Origin of the sequence: Winogradskyella sp. ECml5-4 (genome assembly GCF_036903175.1) — a bacterium.
Taxonomy (GTDB): domain Bacteria; phylum Bacteroidota; class Bacteroidia; order Flavobacteriales; family Flavobacteriaceae; genus Winogradskyella; species Winogradskyella damuponensis.
Genome location: NZ_JAYJLF010000002.1, coordinates 174489 through 191000, shown reverse-complemented (window position 1 = coordinate 191000; position 16512 = coordinate 174489). Strand labels below are relative to the sequence as shown.

The window sequence follows — 16512 nt, the reverse complement described above, 5'->3', positions numbered from 1 at the left end:
ATATGATTATAGATTTAAGAAGCGATACAGTTACCAAACCAACTAAAGAAATGCTTAATACTATGCTAACTGCAGAGGTTGGTGACGATGTCTATAAAGAAGATCCTTCTGTAAATGCTTTAGAAAGACGTTTAGCTGATATGTTTGGCATGGATGAAGCCTTATATTTTCCAACAGGAAGTATGGCAAATCAAGCCGCTTTAAAATTACATACCAATCCTGGCGAACAAGTAATTTGCGATAAATATGCGCATATTTATAATTATGAAGGAGGAGGGGCATCGTTTAATAGTGGAATTTCATGTAAATTAATTGATGGCAATCGAGGTATGTTTACGGCTGCACAAGTAGAAGATTCTATAAATCCGCCAGATTTTTATCACAGTCCATTAACGGCTTTGATCGCTGTAGAAAATACGACAAATAAAGGAGGTGGAGCTTGTTGGGATTTTGAAGAGCTTAAAAAAATTAGAAATGTTGCTAATAACCATAAGTTAGGTTATCACTTAGATGGAGCGCGTCTTTGGAACGCACTAATCTATAAAAATGAAGAACCAAAACAATACGGTGAATTGTTTGATACAATTTCTGTTTGTTTAAGTAAAGGCTTAGGGTGTCCAATGGGTTCGGTTCTTATTGGAAATAGTGACTTAATGAAAGGCGCCTTAAGAGTGCGTAAAATTTTTGGAGGTGGCATGCGACAAGTTGGTTTTGCCGCTGCTGCTGGGTTATTCGCATTAGATAATAATATTGAACGATTAGCAGAAGATCATAAAAAAGCTAAAGAAATAGGTGAAGAGTTATCTAAACTATCAATAATTAAAAAAGTAGAACCTATTGAAACCAATATTGTCATTTTTGAATTAAATGACGGTGTGGATGAAGCACAATTCTTAAATAACTTAAAAGAAAAGCATATTCATATTATAGGAATGGGAAGCAATAAATTACGCATGGTCACGCATTTGGATTATACAGACCAAATGCATGACAAGCTTTTAACAGAATTAAATTCTATTTAAACATATCCATGCCAGGAATACTTGGCATGCCTTCTTTAGCAACAGCAGCAACTTCTGTTTCATGTACGTTGGTTGCTTTTTCTATTGCTTTGTTTAATGTTAAGATTAAATAATCTTCTAACATGTCTTTGTCTTCAAGCAACTCATCAGCAATGTCAATAGACTTTATTGTTCTGTTAGCTGTGATGGTTACTTTAAGTTTGTTGTCGTTACTTGTTTCATCAATTAAAACGGTATGTAGACGTTCTTTAGTTGCTTCAACTTTTTTTTGAGCTTCTTTTAATTTGCCCATCATACCCATCATATCTCCAAACATAATCTTGTGTTTTAAATTTTTACGATGCAAAATTACTAAATTGCGCCTTTTTTTAGACTAAATATTCATAACAAATGATAAAAAATCCAGATATAAAACCTCCAATAGCCAAGAAGATTCCACATCAGTTAGAAAAACATGGTGATATTCGTATTGATAATTATTTTTGGATGAAAGACAGAGAACATCCTGAAGTTATAGATTATCTCAATGCCGAAAACGAATATTGTAATTCTGAAATGGCTCATACAAAAGATTTTCAGACCGATTTGTTTGAAGAAATGAAAGCTAGAATTAAGGAAGATGATTCTTCTGTACCTTATAAATATAATGGCTATTGGTATATCACGAAATTTGAAAAAGGAAAAGATTATCCTATATATACACGTAAAAAAGAGCGTTTAGATAATCCTGAAGAGCTATTGTTCGACTGTAATAAAATGGCAGAAGGGGAAAGCTATTTTAAATTAGCAGGTATTAGTATTAGTCCAGATAATAAATTAGTTTCCTATGGTATTGATACCACAGGAAGACGAAATTATACGATTCATATTAAGAATTTAGAAACGCATGAAGTAGCTTCAGATAGAGTCAAAAACACAACAGGATCTTCAAGTTGGGCCAATGATAATGAAACTCTATTTTACACTAAAAAAGACGAGGTTACGCTTAGAGCGTTTCAAATATATAAACATCGTTTAGGGGATAATTCTGAAGATGAACTTGTTTTTGAAGAAGGAGATGATACGTTTGGAGTTGCTGTTTATAAGTCAAAATCTAGAAAATATATCATTATTGCATGTTATAGTACATTGACAAATGAATATCATATTCTTGATGCTAATAATCCAGAAGGGAAATTTAAGGTTTTTCAACCACGAATAAGAGGATTGGAGTATAGCATATCACATTATGATAACCATTTTTATATGCTGACGAATAAGGATAAGGCGACCAACTTTAAGCTAATGAAAACGTTAGAAACTGATACTAAAGTTGAAAACTGGACAGAAGTCATAGCTCATAGAGAAGATGTGTTACTAGAAGGTATCGATATTTTTAAAGACTATTTAGTTATTAGTGAGCGCAAAAATGGCTTAAATGAAATACGAATAAAGCGTTGGGATGGAAGTGAAGATTATTACCTGCCATTTGATAATGAAACGTATACAGCTTATACAGGTACCAATGTAGATTTTGATACCGAAGTGTTACGCTATGGTTATAATGCCATGACGACTCCATCTTCGGTTATTGAGTTTAATATGCGTACTAAAACTAAAACGGTATTAAAGGAGCAAGAGGTTTTAGATAAGAATTTTAACAAGGACAATTATATTTCTGAACGTATTTGGGCCACAGCAGAAGATGGTACTAAAATTCCAATGTCTGTTGTTTATAAAAAAGGGATTAAAAAAGATGGCTCAAACCCATTGTTACAATACGCATACGGAAGTTATGGCTCTACAGTAGATCCTTATTTTTCAACAGTACGATTGAGTTTGTTAGACCGTGGATTTATCTATGTAATTACACACATTAGAGGTGGTGAATATTTAGGACGTGATTGGTACGAAGATGGAAAGTTACTGAATAAGAAAAATACATTTTCAGATTTTATTGCCTGCTCTATTCATTTAATAAAAGAACGTTATACATCTTCTGAACACTTATATGCTATGGGAGGTAGTGCCGGCGGTTTGCTAATGGGAGCTATAATTAATGAAGCACCAGAATTGTACAACGGTATTATTGCAGCAGTCCCTTTTGTAGATGTTATTACTACAATGTTAGACGATTCTATACCATTAACGACAGGTGAGTATGATGAATGGGGAAATCCAAACGATAAACTTTATTATGATTATATAAAATCGTATTCGCCATATGACAATGTTGAGGCAAAAGCTTACCCAAATATGTTAATTACAACAGGACTTCACGATTCACAAGTGCAATATTGGGAACCTGCAAAATGGGTAGCTAAACTTAGAGAGATGAAAACAGATTCTAATAAATTATATTTAAAAACAAACATGGATGCTGGTCATGGTGGTGCTTCTGGGCGTTTTGAAAGTTTAAAAGAGGATGCTGAAGAGTTTGCATTTCTACTTGATTTAGAAGGAATTTCAAGTTAATTCAAAAAAAAACGTTACTTTTGTGAGGTTTTAGGTGTCTAATAAATAATGACTACTGAAAATTTTCATTTATGAACAATAATAAAAATGTATTTGATAACGTGTTACAATTGATAGGTAACACGCCCTTAATCAAATTAAATAGAATGACAGCTGACTTTGATGGTGACTTTTACGCGAAAGTCGAAGCATTTAATCCAGGTCATTCTTCAAAAGATAGAATTGCATTACATATTATAGAAGAAGCAGAGCGCCAAGGTATCTTGACTCCTGGTGATACTATTATAGAAACGACATCTGGTAACACAGGTTTTAGTATTGCTATGGTAAGTATTATTAAGGGATACGAGTGTATTTTGGCTGTAAGTTCTAAATCTTCTGCAGATAAAATAGACATGTTAAAGTCTATGGGAGCAAAGGTTTATGTTTGCCCTGCACATGTAAAAGCAGATGATCCTCGTTCTTATTACCAAGTCGCAAAACGCTTACACGAAGAGAATAAAGGTTCTATTTATATCAATCAATATTTTAATCAATTAAATATTGATGCACATTACAACTCTACTGGTCCAGAAATTTGGGATCAGACTGGAGGTGAAATTACTCACTTAATTGCTTGTAGTGGAACAGGAGGAACAATTTCTGGAATCTCTAAGTATTTAAAAGAGCAAAACCCTAATGTAAAAGTTATAGGAGTTGATGCTTATGGTTCTGTACTACAAAAATATCATGAAACACGTGAGTTTGATGATAAAGAAATTTATCCATACAGAATTGAAGGTTTAGGTAAAAATTTAATTCCTTCTGCAACAGATTTTGATGCGATTGATAGATTTGTAAAAGTTACAGATGAAGAAAGTGCTCATACTGCAAGAGAAATTTCAAATACCGAAGGTCTTTTTGTAGGTTATACAAGTGGTGCTGCAATGCAAGCGATTAAACAATTACAAGAAGAAGGTGAGTTTAAACCTACAGATAAAATTGTAGTTGTTTTTCCAGATCATGGATCACGTTATATGAGTAAAGTCTATAATGATAAATGGATGGAAGATCAAGGCTTTTTTGATACTAAAAGTGCTGTTCAAGCAACTATAGAATACGTAAAATAAATTATACTTAGCATCTAAATAATAGGACCTATCATATTAAATTATGATAGGTTTTTTTTTGCTGTTTCTAAAAGAGACCATTGAAAAGGACAAAGCAAAATGGAATTACTATAATTAAAAACAGTGGGAGTATAGTCATGGTTTTGTTGTGTTCTAAGGCTAGTATTAATTCTATTTTTTAACTTCTTTTGTTATAGAAATACAAGGTATTAAGCAAATATGTAGTCATATTAAGTGTTTCGTAGGAGCTTAACAATCATTTTTTAAGTAACAGGTTTATTCTGACTTGGTAAAACGATGAACATGAGTATTATAAGTAGATTCTTCATTTTGGTTGTGGTTTTTATTTTTTCAAATAGGTATTAGTTCATTAAATAACATCTATTACCTTTTCCAATATGTAATGTGTTGCTGTGACAAAAATGGCTATAACTATAATTATTAGTAAACGAATACCTGTAGCTTTTGTATTGCTTTTTAGTTTGGTATTGAAATAAAACAGATCGCTTAAAATGTATAGTAATGCGATAATACTGCCTAAGGTGAGACTCGCATAAACAAATGCTAAATCATAAATTGTATTAAATAATTTTGCCATCCAATCTGTGTTTTTTGATTTAGAACCGAGTATAATTCGCATATAAGCAAATGCACACAAAAAGGATATTAGTGTTGTTATAGTATAATTTAAAATCCGTTTTAAAACCTTCATAGGTAAATTTTGAATGGTGTCGCTTTTCTTAAATTTATCATTTTAAATCGTTGAGGTACTTCAGTAAAAAACAAACTTCTATATGTTGCATACTATAAGATTGATTTTATAAGTGCGTCTTTAATGTTTATGTGGATATAAATTATGTGCTGCTTGATCGTTTATCATCCTTATTACAATTTAGACAATCTTATTTAGGTACATAATTTAGTAATTAAAAACCAGATTGAATCAGGAATGCGTTCTAACATTCAAATGGGATTAATGCTAAGATGTATAGCTTGTTTGTTGTGTTTTTATGTGTTAGATACTCTATTACTGAATAGGATAAGCCTCTAATTGTTTTTTATAAACGACAAAAAAATTAAAGAAATTGCATTTTAACGATAGAATATAGCCAATCTAGATTAGTAGTGTTTAACCCCTTAAGTGATGTGTTTGAGACCATAAGCGCTTAGTGGTGAATTTTATATAGCTGTTTTTATTTTCTTCTAATGTTGTCTATACTTTTTTTGTTTAAAACTTAGTTAATACTTAAATTAAATAAATTATGCAGTCATAATATTATTAATTAATTTTGCGAGCACTAACAAGATTAAATTAACTAAATAATTATTGATTGATTATGCAGTGTGTATTGCGTAAAACAATTGATTAACAGCAAACTTAGCGCATGAAGGATTTATTTGAAAAGATTTATAGAGACAAAGGACCGCTTGGTAAATGGGCCGCGCAAGCAGAAGGATATTTTGTATTTCCAAAGCTTGAAGGTGAGATTTCTAATAGAATGAAGTTTCAAGGTAAAGATGTTATTACTTGGAGTATCAATGATTACTTAGGTTTAGCAAATCACCCAGAAGTTAGAAAAGTAGATGGTGAAGCAGGTGTTAAATACGGTTCTGCCTATCCGATGGGAGCACGTATGATGTCAGGTCATACAGAGTTACACGAGCAATTACAAAACGAATTAGCTGCGTTTGTTAATAAGCAAGCAGCATACCTATTAAATTTTGGATATCAAGGTATGGTTTCAACCATTGATGCTTTGGTGGCCAAAGATGATATTATTGTTTATGATGTAGATTCTCATGCTTGTATTATTGATGGTGTGCGTTTACATATGGGTAAACGTTTTACTTATAAGCATAATGATATGGACAGCCTTGAAAAAAACCTTGAGCGTGCTACTAAAATGGCAGAGCAAACAGGTGGAGGGATCCTAGTTATTTCTGAAGGAGTCTTTGGAATGCGAGGAGAGCAAGGACGTTTAAAAGAAATTGTTGCCCTTAAGAAAAAATTTAATTTTAGGTTTTTTGTAGATGATGCACACGGATTTGGAACACTAGGAGCAACTGGTGCTGGAACAGGTGAGGAGCAAGGTGTACAAGATGAAATTGATGTTTATTTTGCAACATTTGCCAAATCTATGGCAAGTACAGGTGCTTTTATTGCAGCCGATCAAGAAATTATAGATTATTTAAAATATAACTTGCGTTCGCAAATGTTCGCTAAATCTTTACAAATGCAGCTCGTAGTTGGAGCATTAAAGCGTTTGAATATGTTGCGCACAATGCCAGAATTAAAACAAAATCTTTGGACTATTGTTAACGCATTACAGTCAGGTTTAAAAGATAGAGGTTTCGATATTGGAACAACTCAAAGTTGTGTGACTCCTGTATATTTAAAAGGAAGTATTCCTGAAGCTATGGCTTTAGTAAGAGATTTACGTGAGAACTACGGAATATTCTGTTCTATAGTTGTTTATCCAGTTATACCTAAAGGATTAATTTTGCTTAGAATGATTCCTACAGCAACACATACCTTAGAAGATGTAAGAGAAACTTTAGATGCTTTTGACGCTATTAGAAGTCGTTTAGAAAACGGAACTTACAAAAGAATGTCTGCAGCTTTAATTGCAGCAATGGGAGAATAATTAGAAACTATTAAGTATATAAAAAACGGTTATCGCTAGAAATAGTGATAACCGTTTTTTTTGTTTGTGTAGCTCATTTATTCTAAAAATGAAGCATTTTATATTGGTTCTAATTTAAGTCCTTTTTAAATGTTTTACGCCTTGCATAAACTTTTGGATCAAAATGTTTCCATATTTGTTTTATGGCGTAATTATCTTCAAGTTCTGGAGTTCTATAACAGGTTTTTATGTTTTTTTCCTTAAAAGTCTCATAGTATTCATTAAAGATAACAGCATGTACACCTTTATTTTGATACTCAGGAAGAATTCCTATTAAATAGAAAATAACTTCTTTGCTATTTCGTTTTGCTTTGAGAATATGCGTAAAACCAAAAGGAAACAACTTACCATTTGCTTTTTGTAGGGCTGTTGCAAACCTAGGCATAACTATGGCAAACCCTATAAGTCTATCATTTTCATCTACTACAAATTTGATATATTCAGGGTTGATAAAACTGATAAATTTCTTTTTAAAATACTCTTTTTGAATGTCTGTGATTTCTACAAAAGAAGAAAGGGAGGCATAACTTTCGTTAAACAAATCGAACATACGATCTACATAAGGCATGACTTCTTCTGTCTTAGTAAATTTTAATGCTCTTAGTTTATAACGACGCTTAATGAGTTCTTGAGCTTTCTTAAAAAATATAGGCTTTACATTTTCAAAAGGGAAGCTACTTTCTGCATATTCTTTTTCAATAGTATAACCATGAGCCTTATAATGATTAACGTAATAAGGGTGGTTATACCAAGTAATCATCGTTGCTAAATGATCAAAACCTTCAGTCATCACGCCAACTTTGTCTAAATTAGAAAATCCAACAGGACCTTCGCTATAACTCAGTTGGTGCGTTCTACCAATGTGTTCAACAGTTTCAATTAATGCTTTACTAACTTCTAAATCATCAATAAAGTCAAACCAACCAAAACGCATTTTTTTAATGTTTTGTTTATCAACTTCTAGCCAATTTACAATAGCGGCAATCCTACCAACAACTTCACCTGATTTATAAGCTAAGAAAAAACGTGCTTCAGCATCATTAAAAATAGGATTTTTGTCCTTATTAAAAGTTTCTAGTTCTTGTTTTATAATTGGTGGTACCCAATATTTTGAGTCTTTATAAAGTTTAAAAGGAAACTTTACAAATGTTTTCAAATCCTTTTTGGATGTGGCTTCTTTTATTGTAATCATGTAGTAGGGAAAGCTATATTAAGAGTCAAAGTCATCTTCTTTTTTCTTCTTGTTCTTCTTTTTTCGTTTTTTACGCTTGCCTTCATCTTTTGCAGAAGTACCATTATCTATCTTTTTATCTTCATGAAAATCTAATCGGTAAGAAGCTCCAAATGCAATATTAAAAACCGAAGGTGTATCTTTAGTATTAAATGCAATATTGGCATCTAATTGAAAATCTTTAGTCCAAAGATAAGCTCCTCCAAATCTAAAAATGTTATCAGCATAAAAATCACTTTGAATACCTTGTGTTTCTCCAAATACAACCCATTGCGGAGTAAAAGAGTGTGTTAAAGTAAGTATATATTGAAAATCGGATTGATCAGTGCCAATTCTGTCCATTATTAAATTCATTACAAAAACCCATCCATTATTGAAATTGTTTTGAGTTGCGACCATCACCTTTGGACTAAAACCTTCAATGCCTTCTGCGGTGTACGGATTCTCTTTAGTGTCTAAATTAGCACCAGCATAAACTGAAACGGCAGGTATTAATGATTTCCAATTAAATTTTCTATTGGCGTGGTAACTGTAAATATTAGGTTTAGCTTCTTCTGCATTTTTATAAGGGTCATAAACCAAATATTTAGCACCTAATGTAAAGTTTTTGAAATTAGAACGGTTGTTTTCTGCAGGAATAGCACCATTTAAATTAAGCGTTTGCGTATCGTTTTGATAAACACCATCTAGCGATAATTCTAGCTCTTCAAATAATAAGCCATATCTCAAAGCAAAATCAAGGCCAAACCCCGAAACTTTGTAATTGGCAAGAGCATGTTCTTCTTTAACGGTAAAGGCGCCAGTTTCGAGTTGAACGACGCCAGTGCCAACAGAGAAAGCACTCTTAGATACGCCAGGACGATTAGAGTTAATTACTTCTGTATATTGAGCATAGGCAGAATTAAAACTGATAATAAGAATTAATATAAGTATTGATTTGAGTATTCGCATTATTTAAGGATTTAAAACCATTCGGTCTATTGAAGATTTAAGTCAAATATAGATATTTTATAGTTTTTTTAAGGAATTATATCGGATTATAAATGAGTATAATTGTATTTTTGATAATTATATTATGTTTATCATGGGATTACTGAGAACTATTTTAATTATTTTACTGGTTTACTTCGGCTTTAAGATTTTAGCTAGACTTTTTGCTCCTTTATTGGTGAAATTTGTAGCAAAAAAAGCAGAACAAAAATTTGGCGAACAATTTGGCGGATTCCAAAACCCGAATCAACAAAGACAGGCGCAAAAGCAAAAGGAAGGTGAAACAGTAATTGATAAAATGCCTAATAAAAATGGTTCTTCTAACCCAAAAGTAGGAGAGTATATCGATTACGAAGAAATTGATTAATCTATTTTTTTGCACATAGAGGAAACTCTAATGATGTTTCAAAAAAAATAACTACTTTTCAGAATCATTCAATTTAAAGCATTCTCATGTCATTTTCTATAAAACGTTTCTTGCCACATATCTTAATTTTAGTAGGATTTGTAGCGTTGTCATTAGCTTATTTTAGTCCTGTCTTACAAGGCAAAAAAATCAATCAAAGTGATATTATGCACTACATTGGTATGGCAGAACAACAAAAAGAGTTTGCCAAAACCACAGGAGAAGAAACGTATTGGACCAATAGTGCCTTTGGTGGAATGCCAACCTATCAATTAGGGGCAAAATATCCGCACAATTATATTAAAAAACTCGATTTAACCTTACGATTTTTACCAAGGCCAGCAGATTATCTCTTCCTATATTTTATAGGGTTTTATATTCTACTCTTGTCTTTAAAAGTTGATTTTAAACTTGCCGCTTTAGGAGCAATAGCCTTTGGGTTTTCAACGTATCTCATTATTATACTTGGTGTTGGTCATAATTCTAAAGCTCATGCTATTGCTTATATGCCTTTAGTATTGGCAGGTATTGTACTCACGTTTAGAAAGAAATATATACTCGGATTTATATTAACAGCTATAGCTTTAGGTTTAGAGCTTGTTGCTAATCATTTCCAAATGACTTATTACCTTTTATTATTGGTATTAGTTCTGGGCTTAGCTTATTTGATTGATTCTTATCGGAAAAAGGTATTACCGCACTTCTTTAAATCTGTGGGGTTACTATCTATTGCTGCCATTTTAGCTATTGGTTTAAATGCGACCAATATAATGGCAACGCAAGAATACGTTAAAGAAAGTGCGCGTGGTCAAAGTGATTTAACCATAAACCCAGATGGTTCACCAAAGGAAGTGACAACGGGTTTAGACAAAGATTATATTACAGAATACAGTTATGGCATTTTAGAAACGTTTAACCTTTATATCCCTAAATTTATGGGAGGTGGTAATTACGAAGATGTTGGTAAAGATTCAGAAACTTACGAAGCCTATATTAATTTAGGAGCTTCTCCAATGGAAGCATTAGATGCTGCTAGAAATGCACCAATGTATTGGGGCGATCAACCTATTGTAGAAGCGCCGGCTTATGTTGGAGCGGTAATTATCTTTTTGTTTGTTTTAGGTTTATTTTTAGTGAAAGGACGATTAAAATGGTGGCTCGTTGGAGGAACCTTGTTATCACTTTTATTGTCTTATGGAAAAAACCTTGGATTTTTAACTGATTTCTTTATCGATTATGTGCCTTTTTATAACAAATTTAGAGCGGTAAGTTCAATTCAAGTAATTTTAGAATTGTGTATTCCTGTTTTAGGCATTTTTGCTTTATCACGTTTGTTTGATAGCTTTCAGAAAGATGAAGAAAAACTAAAAGCTTTGCTCTATTCCGTTGGCATCACAGCAGGTTTAGCTATCATCTTTTTACTATTTAAATCCACATTATTTGACTTTGAAGGTTTACGAGACGATCAATATATAGGTGCTTATGGGCAAGCATTTATGGATGCTGTTATTGAAGACCGAAAATCCTTAATGACCACAGACACCTTAAGAACCTTAATCTTGGTTTTACTTTCGGCAGGAACGATTTACTTATTCTTAAAGAAGAAATTATCAGAAAATTTAGTGGTTGTTGTATTTGCTGTTTTAATCCTTTTTGATTTGGTTACTGTTGATAAACAATATGTAAACAACGATGATTTTATCTCAGCTATTAAAGTAGATAAACCCTATCAACCTAATCAAGCTGATAAAGAAATCTTAAAAGACAAAGGACATTTTAGAGTAATGGATATGTCTTCTGAAGGCCAGCGTATGCCAGCAAAAGCGGCTTATTATCACAATTCATTAATGGGCTATAGTGCTGCCAAATTAGGGCGTGTAGAAGAGTTATTAGAGTTTCATGTGTATAAAAACAATATGAATGTCCTAAACATGCTTAATACAAAATATATTATTGCAGAAGATCAAGGGCAAATTTTCCCATATACAAACACAGAAGCTAATGGCAATGCTTGGTTTGTTTCAGAACTTAAGTTTGTTGCAAATGCTAATGAAGAAATCGTAGCTTTAGATAGTTTAAATACAAAAACAACAGCTGTCTTAGACCATGAGTTTCAAGCAGCACATAATTTAAAAACCACGTATCAAGTTGATTCTACAGCTTCAATTCAATTAAAAGAGTTTAAGCCCAATTATTTAAAATACGAATCTAATAACTCTAACGAAGGTTTAGCTGTATTCTCTGAAATCTATTACGCTCAAGGTTGGAATGCTTATATAAATGGTGCTTTAACACCACACTTTAGAGTAAACTACGTATTAAGAGCATTAGAATTACCTAAAGGTAAACACACCATAGAATTTAAGTTTGAGCCACAAGTTGTAGCAACAGGAAGTAAAGTGGCTTTAGCGAGTTCAGTTATTTTAGGACTTTTGCTTTTGGTTGGTGTGTTTTTTAAAATTAAAGGACGAAAGGATAAAGCTTAGTTATGAGCTGTAAGACACTGATTATAACCTATTATTGGCCACCAGCAGGAGGGCCAGGTGTACAACGTTGGTTAAAATTTGTGAAGTATTTACCAGAATTTGGTATTGAGCCTATTGTGTATTGTCCTGAAAATCCAAATTATCCCATATTGGATCAGAGTTTGGTAAATGAGATTCCAAAGAATATTACTATTTTAAAACAACCTATCAATGAACCTTATGGGTTGGCAAGTGTGTTTTCAAAAGGAAAATCTAAAAAAATTAGTTCAGGTGTTATTCCTAAAGCCAAAAAGCAGTCGTTAACAGAAAAAGCCATGCTTTATGTGAGAGGGAATTTCTTTATTCCTGATGCTCGGAAAAATTGGATAAAACCTTCGGTTGAGTTTCTTTCAAACTATATAAAAGAGCATCAAATTGAAACGGTAATTACGACAGGACCACCTCATAGTTTACACTTAATAGGCTTGCAATTAAAAGCAAGAATAGGAGTAAAGTGGTTAGCCGATTTTAGAGACCCATGGACCACGATTGGTTATCATAAAGATTTAAAACTAACAGCGGCTTCAAAAGCAAAACATATTGATTTAGAACAAAAGGTTTTAAATGCTGCCGATGAAATTATAGTGACTAGTAATCATACCAAAAACGAATTTCAAACCAAAACCAAACAACCAATTTCGGTAATTACAAATGGTTACGATGCACATTCAGTTAGGATAGAAGCTAAGGATGAAAAATTTACTTTATCTCATATTGGTTCGTTGTTGTCTGAACGTAACCCTTTGGTTTTATGGGAAACCCTTTCGGAATTAATTAAAGAAAATAGTGCTTTTTCTGAAGCATTTAGCTTGCAATTAATAGGTGTGGTTAGTGATGATGTTATTGAGTCTATTCATCAAAAGGGATTAAAGAATCATGTTAATATTGTGGGGTATGTGAGCCATGATGAAGCCTTAAGGTTTCAAATGAAATCTCAATTATTACTACTCATAGAAATCGATTCAGAAGATACCAAAGCTATTATAGCAGGTAAAGTTTTTGAATATTTAATTTCGGAAACACCAATATTAGCTATAGGACCAAAAGATGCCGATGTAGCACAAATAATAACATCTACAAATACAGGATCGTATTTTAATTACCAACAGAAAGCCGAATTAAAAGTTCAGCTTTTAAACTATTTTGATGCTTATCAGAATAATACTTTAAAAGTAAATGCTATAGGTTTGCAGCCTTACAGTCGCAAAGCCCTAACTCAAAAATTAAGTGCAATAATTTTGAAGGGGTAATTTCTAAAATTTGTTTTAGAATTTAAAACCTTATAATTGTAATTTGCTAGACTATGGGAATTGTATTAAATCAATCGTTTAAAAACACAATCACTACGTATTTGGGTTTTGGCATTGGTGCTATTAACACACTATTTCTTTATACTAACTTTTTATCGGACGAGTACTATGGTTTGGTTGCGTTTTTGCTTTCTGCAGCCAATATTATGATGCCATTTATGGCGTTTGGTGTACACAATGCGATTGTGAAATTTTATTCGACATTCAAATCAAAAAACAGTATCAATAGTTTTTTAACATTGATGTTATTTTTGCCTTTATTGTTTATAATTCCAACAGCGTTTATAGGTTATTTTGCTTATGATACTTTAGTATATTGGCTTTCTAGAGAAAACCCCATTGTAGAAAATTATGTCTGGCATATTTTTATTTTGGCTGTTGCTATGGCTTATTTCGAAATCTTTTTTGCGTGGACTAAAGTGCAGATGCAAACCGTTTTTGGGAATTTAATGAAAGAAATTTTTCACCGCGTTTGTATTATGCTATTACTTATTGCAGTTTTCTTCGATTGGTTAACGGTAGATAATTTTATAGTTGCGTTGGTTGGCGTTTATGTTTTACGAATGGTTATAATGAAACTGTATGCTTACTCGGTAAGATTTCCGAAGTTGAAATTTCAGAAAGTTGAAAATAGATTTTCAATACTAAAATATTCAGGACTTATGATTATTGCAGGTTCTGTTGCGATGCTTATTCTAGATATTGACAAGTTTATGATTGGTGTAATGCTACCAGATATTGAGCAAGTGGCTTATTACAGTGTAGCTATTTTTATAGCTACTGTTATTGCCGTTCCGCAACGTGCAATGCATCAAATTATGTTGCCATTAACCGCTAAATATCTTAATGAAAGAGATAAAATCGCTTTAGAAGATTTGTACAAACGGAGCTCTATAACATTGTTGGTGGTAAGTGGTTTTATTTTTCTGCTTATAATTTTAAACATTAATCAATTGTATCAAATTCTTCCAGAAAAATTTACGGGAGGTCTTTTTGTGGTGCTCATTGTGAGTCTTGCTAAATTATATGATAACAGTTTAGGAAATAATAATGCCATATTATTTAATAGTGATTATTATAGAATGGTTTTGTTTTTTGGAGTGTTACTCGCGTTGATGGCAATTGTATTAAATGCCGTATTTATTCCTGTATATGGTATTGAAGGTTCTGCTTTTGCAACATTCTTGGCTGTTTTTATTTATAATACAATCAAAATTATATTTGTAAAACGAAAATTTAATATGTTGCCTTTTACTATAGGTTCTGCTAAGGTTATATTGGCATTAATAGTATTATCATTAGCATTTTATTTTTGGGATTTTCCATTTCACCCTGTAATGAATATTATTTTGAAATCTGGATTAATAGGTCTCATTTACTTTGTGTTAATTTATAAATTGAATGTGTCTGAGGATATTTCAGAACAAATAAAAAAGTATTTAAAATTTTAAAAACGTTTAAAAAAAAGAAATTCCCGTAAGTTGCTTTGAGGCACACTTCATACGGGAATTCCTAACCAACCAAAAAAAACGTTTATCCTCTTGTTCGTCTTGAGCTAGATCTTGTAGAACTTTGGTTGCTTGTTCTTGCTGTAGATCTACTGTTTACAGACGATGATTTACTTTTATTCTGAACGGTACTTCGTTGTCTTGTATTTTGCGAGCTCGTCTTGTTGTATGTACGAGAAGAAGTCGCAATTGGTTTTCTTGCCGAAGTTGTTCTTGTGCGATTATTAGACACACTTGAATTACTTCTGGTCACATTATTATTGGTGTTTCTTGTAGATACTGTATTACTACGAGTGGTTCTTGTTGGAGTTGTAGCTCTTGTATTAGAACGTGTCGTTGTTATTCCATTAGAAACCCGATTTGCACTCGTTCTGGTAGCTGTATTTGCATTACGTGTTGTTCTTGTTGTAGCTGTATTAGCTGCTCTTAAACGTGCTGTTCTTGTACTTGTAATTGTAGCATTGTTTCGTGTTGCATTAGTTCTAATAGCTCTTTCTCTACTATTTCTTGGTGTTTGAGCATAACTAACTCTATTTCTTGTTGTAGTAGATCTTCTTACGGCATGTCCATTATCACGTCTTCCAATATTATAATATCTGACATTGTTTATATATGGTCTATAATAAATATGTCTTACAGGTGTATAAAACTGTCTGTATGGATTAATATGAACAATAGAGAAGTTAACATGTGGTGTCGCATAAAATCGGTGCCAAGGTCTGTAAACATAAGATCTGTTGTATATATTAATAAAGCCATCATATCTGTAAAATACATTGTTTCTGTAGTACACATTTAGACCGCCAATACGACTAATTCTACCAAAATTGTTATAGTTAATAAAGATGTTTCCAATTTGGTTTACACGTCCGTAATAGTCGTAATAAATAGGTGTGTTTTCAATTTGAATAATAGCACCAAAGCTATCATACTGTACATAAGGATTATAGTCATAACCTGTATTAAAGCTCAAACTAAAACCAGGAGTATTAATTCCAACGCTTACGTCTGGTCCGTAATTTGGTAAATAAAAATCAAACTGACCATCGGCGAAAACGGAAAACTCAATTCCAGCTTCATTAAATATGAAAGAATTACCATAACCTCTCACATAGTTATTAATTGAAGCCTCTGCTTCTGATGTGGTTGTGTTGGTCGCGAATGCAGTAGTGCTTATAGCGACTAAAGCTGCAAATAAATATACAATTCGTTTCATAATAATTGGGTTTTAAATTAAACTCGTTTAGTACAAAACAAACAACGTGCCAAAAAA

General features: G+C 32.3%; 13 protein-coding genes. 8 read left to right on the top strand and 5 right to left on the bottom strand.

The annotated features are described in order from the left end of the window. The first annotated feature begins 2 nt into the window (after nucleotides 1–2). Nucleotides 3–1022, top strand: coding sequence for a threonine aldolase family protein (locus VDP25_RS02440; protein ID WP_334466418.1), 1020 nt, complete (start codon nucleotides 3–5; stop codon nucleotides 1020–1022). Here VDP25_RS02440 and VDP25_RS02435 read toward each other — a convergent pair. Further along, nucleotides 1015–1338, bottom strand: coding sequence for a YbaB/EbfC family nucleoid-associated protein (locus VDP25_RS02435; RefSeq protein WP_215925894.1), 324 nt, complete (start codon nucleotides 1336–1338; stop codon nucleotides 1015–1017). The genes VDP25_RS02440 and VDP25_RS02435 overlap by 8 nt on opposite strands. Nucleotides 1339–1412: 74 nt before the next feature. On the opposite strand from VDP25_RS02435, the gene VDP25_RS02430 reads away from it, so the two are divergent. Then, entirely contained in the window at nucleotides 1413–3476 is a 2064-nt protein-coding gene (locus VDP25_RS02430; RefSeq protein WP_334466414.1) for a S9 family peptidase, read from the top strand. A gap of 71 nt (nucleotides 3477–3547) precedes the next feature. Then, nucleotides 3548–4585: a PLP-dependent cysteine synthase family protein gene (locus VDP25_RS02425; RefSeq protein WP_334466412.1), complete on the top strand. Its 1038-nt coding sequence runs from the start codon at nucleotides 3548–3550 to the stop codon at nucleotides 4583–4585. Nucleotides 4586–4955: 370 nt separating this feature from the next. Here the strand turns inward: VDP25_RS02425 and VDP25_RS02420 are convergent, their stop codons facing one another. Next, on the bottom strand, nucleotides 4956–5225 hold the full coding sequence (locus tag VDP25_RS02420; RefSeq protein WP_334466409.1) for a hypothetical protein: 270 nt from the start codon (nucleotides 5223–5225) through the stop codon (nucleotides 4956–4958). A gap of 745 nt (nucleotides 5226–5970) precedes the next feature. Between VDP25_RS02420 and VDP25_RS02415 the strand changes: the two genes are divergently transcribed. Next, on the top strand, nucleotides 5971–7230 hold the full coding sequence (locus VDP25_RS02415) for an aminotransferase class I/II-fold pyridoxal phosphate-dependent enzyme (protein ID WP_215925890.1): 1260 nt from the start codon (nucleotides 5971–5973) through the stop codon (nucleotides 7228–7230). 109 nt (nucleotides 7231–7339) lie between these two features. On the opposite strand, the gene VDP25_RS02410 is transcribed toward VDP25_RS02415, so the two are convergent. After that, a complete protein-coding gene (locus VDP25_RS02410) occupies nucleotides 7340–8461 on the bottom strand; it encodes a GTP cyclohydrolase (RefSeq protein ID WP_334466404.1) in 1122 nt (373 codons plus the stop codon). Between the two features lie 18 nt (nucleotides 8462–8479). Next, nucleotides 8480–9451 (bottom strand): transporter, encoded by a 972-nt coding sequence (locus tag VDP25_RS02405; protein ID WP_334466401.1) that lies wholly within the window; start codon nucleotides 9449–9451, stop codon nucleotides 8480–8482. Nucleotides 9452–9584: 133 nt separating this feature from the next. Between VDP25_RS02405 and VDP25_RS02400 the strand changes: the two genes are divergently transcribed. From VDP25_RS02400 to VDP25_RS02385, 4 genes are all read left to right on the top strand, one after another. Further along, on the top strand, nucleotides 9585–9857 hold the full coding sequence (locus tag VDP25_RS02400) for a DUF4834 family protein (protein WP_334466399.1): 273 nt from the start codon (nucleotides 9585–9587) through the stop codon (nucleotides 9855–9857). A gap of 86 nt (nucleotides 9858–9943) precedes the next feature. Beyond that, nucleotides 9944–12382: a YfhO family protein gene (locus VDP25_RS02395; RefSeq protein ID WP_334466396.1), complete on the top strand. Its 2439-nt coding sequence runs from the start codon at nucleotides 9944–9946 to the stop codon at nucleotides 12380–12382. 2 nt (nucleotides 12383–12384) lie between these two features. Beyond that, the gene (locus VDP25_RS02390) at nucleotides 12385–13671 is read left to right on the top strand and encodes a glycosyltransferase (RefSeq protein WP_334466393.1); all 1287 of its coding nucleotides are present in this window, start codon (nucleotides 12385–12387) and stop codon (nucleotides 13669–13671) included. Nucleotides 13672–13724: 53 nt separating this feature from the next. After that, entirely contained in the window at nucleotides 13725–15182 is a 1458-nt protein-coding gene (locus tag VDP25_RS02385) for an oligosaccharide flippase family protein (RefSeq protein WP_334466390.1), read from the top strand. A gap of 82 nt (nucleotides 15183–15264) precedes the next feature. On the opposite strand, the gene VDP25_RS02380 is transcribed toward VDP25_RS02385, so the two are convergent. Then, a complete protein-coding gene (locus VDP25_RS02380; RefSeq protein WP_334466387.1) occupies nucleotides 15265–16455 on the bottom strand; it encodes a hypothetical protein in 1191 nt (396 codons plus the stop codon). Nucleotides 16456–16512 lie beyond the last annotated feature (57 nt).

What these genes read in the sequence shown, in the direction of transcription:
- VDP25_RS02440 (WP_334466418.1), top strand. Translation starts at nt 3, where the DNA reads ATGATTATAGATTTAAGAAGCGATACAGTTACCAAACCAACTAAAGAA.
- VDP25_RS02435 (WP_215925894.1), bottom strand. Translation starts at nt 1,338, where the DNA reads ATGTTTGGAGATATGATGGGTATGATGGGCAAATTAAAAGAAGCTCAA.
- VDP25_RS02430 (WP_334466414.1), top strand. Translation starts at nt 1,413, where the DNA reads ATGATAAAAAATCCAGATATAAAACCTCCAATAGCCAAGAAGATTCCA.
- VDP25_RS02425 (WP_334466412.1), top strand. Translation starts at nt 3,548, where the DNA reads ATGAACAATAATAAAAATGTATTTGATAACGTGTTACAATTGATAGGT.
- VDP25_RS02420 (WP_334466409.1), bottom strand. Translation starts at nt 5,225, where the DNA reads ATGCGAATTATACTCGGTTCTAAATCAAAAAACACAGATTGGATGGCA.
- VDP25_RS02415 (WP_215925890.1), top strand. Translation starts at nt 5,971, where the DNA reads ATGAAGGATTTATTTGAAAAGATTTATAGAGACAAAGGACCGCTTGGT.
- VDP25_RS02410 (WP_334466404.1), bottom strand. Translation starts at nt 8,461, where the DNA reads ATGATTACAATAAAAGAAGCCACATCCAAAAAGGATTTGAAAACATTT.
- VDP25_RS02405 (WP_334466401.1), bottom strand. Translation starts at nt 9,451, where the DNA reads ATGCGAATACTCAAATCAATACTTATATTAATTCTTATTATCAGTTTT.
- VDP25_RS02400 (WP_334466399.1), top strand. Translation starts at nt 9,585, where the DNA reads ATGGGATTACTGAGAACTATTTTAATTATTTTACTGGTTTACTTCGGC.
- VDP25_RS02395 (WP_334466396.1), top strand. Translation starts at nt 9,944, where the DNA reads ATGTCATTTTCTATAAAACGTTTCTTGCCACATATCTTAATTTTAGTA.
- VDP25_RS02390 (WP_334466393.1), top strand. Translation starts at nt 12,385, where the DNA reads ATGAGCTGTAAGACACTGATTATAACCTATTATTGGCCACCAGCAGGA.
- VDP25_RS02385 (WP_334466390.1), top strand. Translation starts at nt 13,725, where the DNA reads ATGGGAATTGTATTAAATCAATCGTTTAAAAACACAATCACTACGTAT.
- VDP25_RS02380 (WP_334466387.1), bottom strand. Translation starts at nt 16,455, where the DNA reads ATGAAACGAATTGTATATTTATTTGCAGCTTTAGTCGCTATAAGCACT.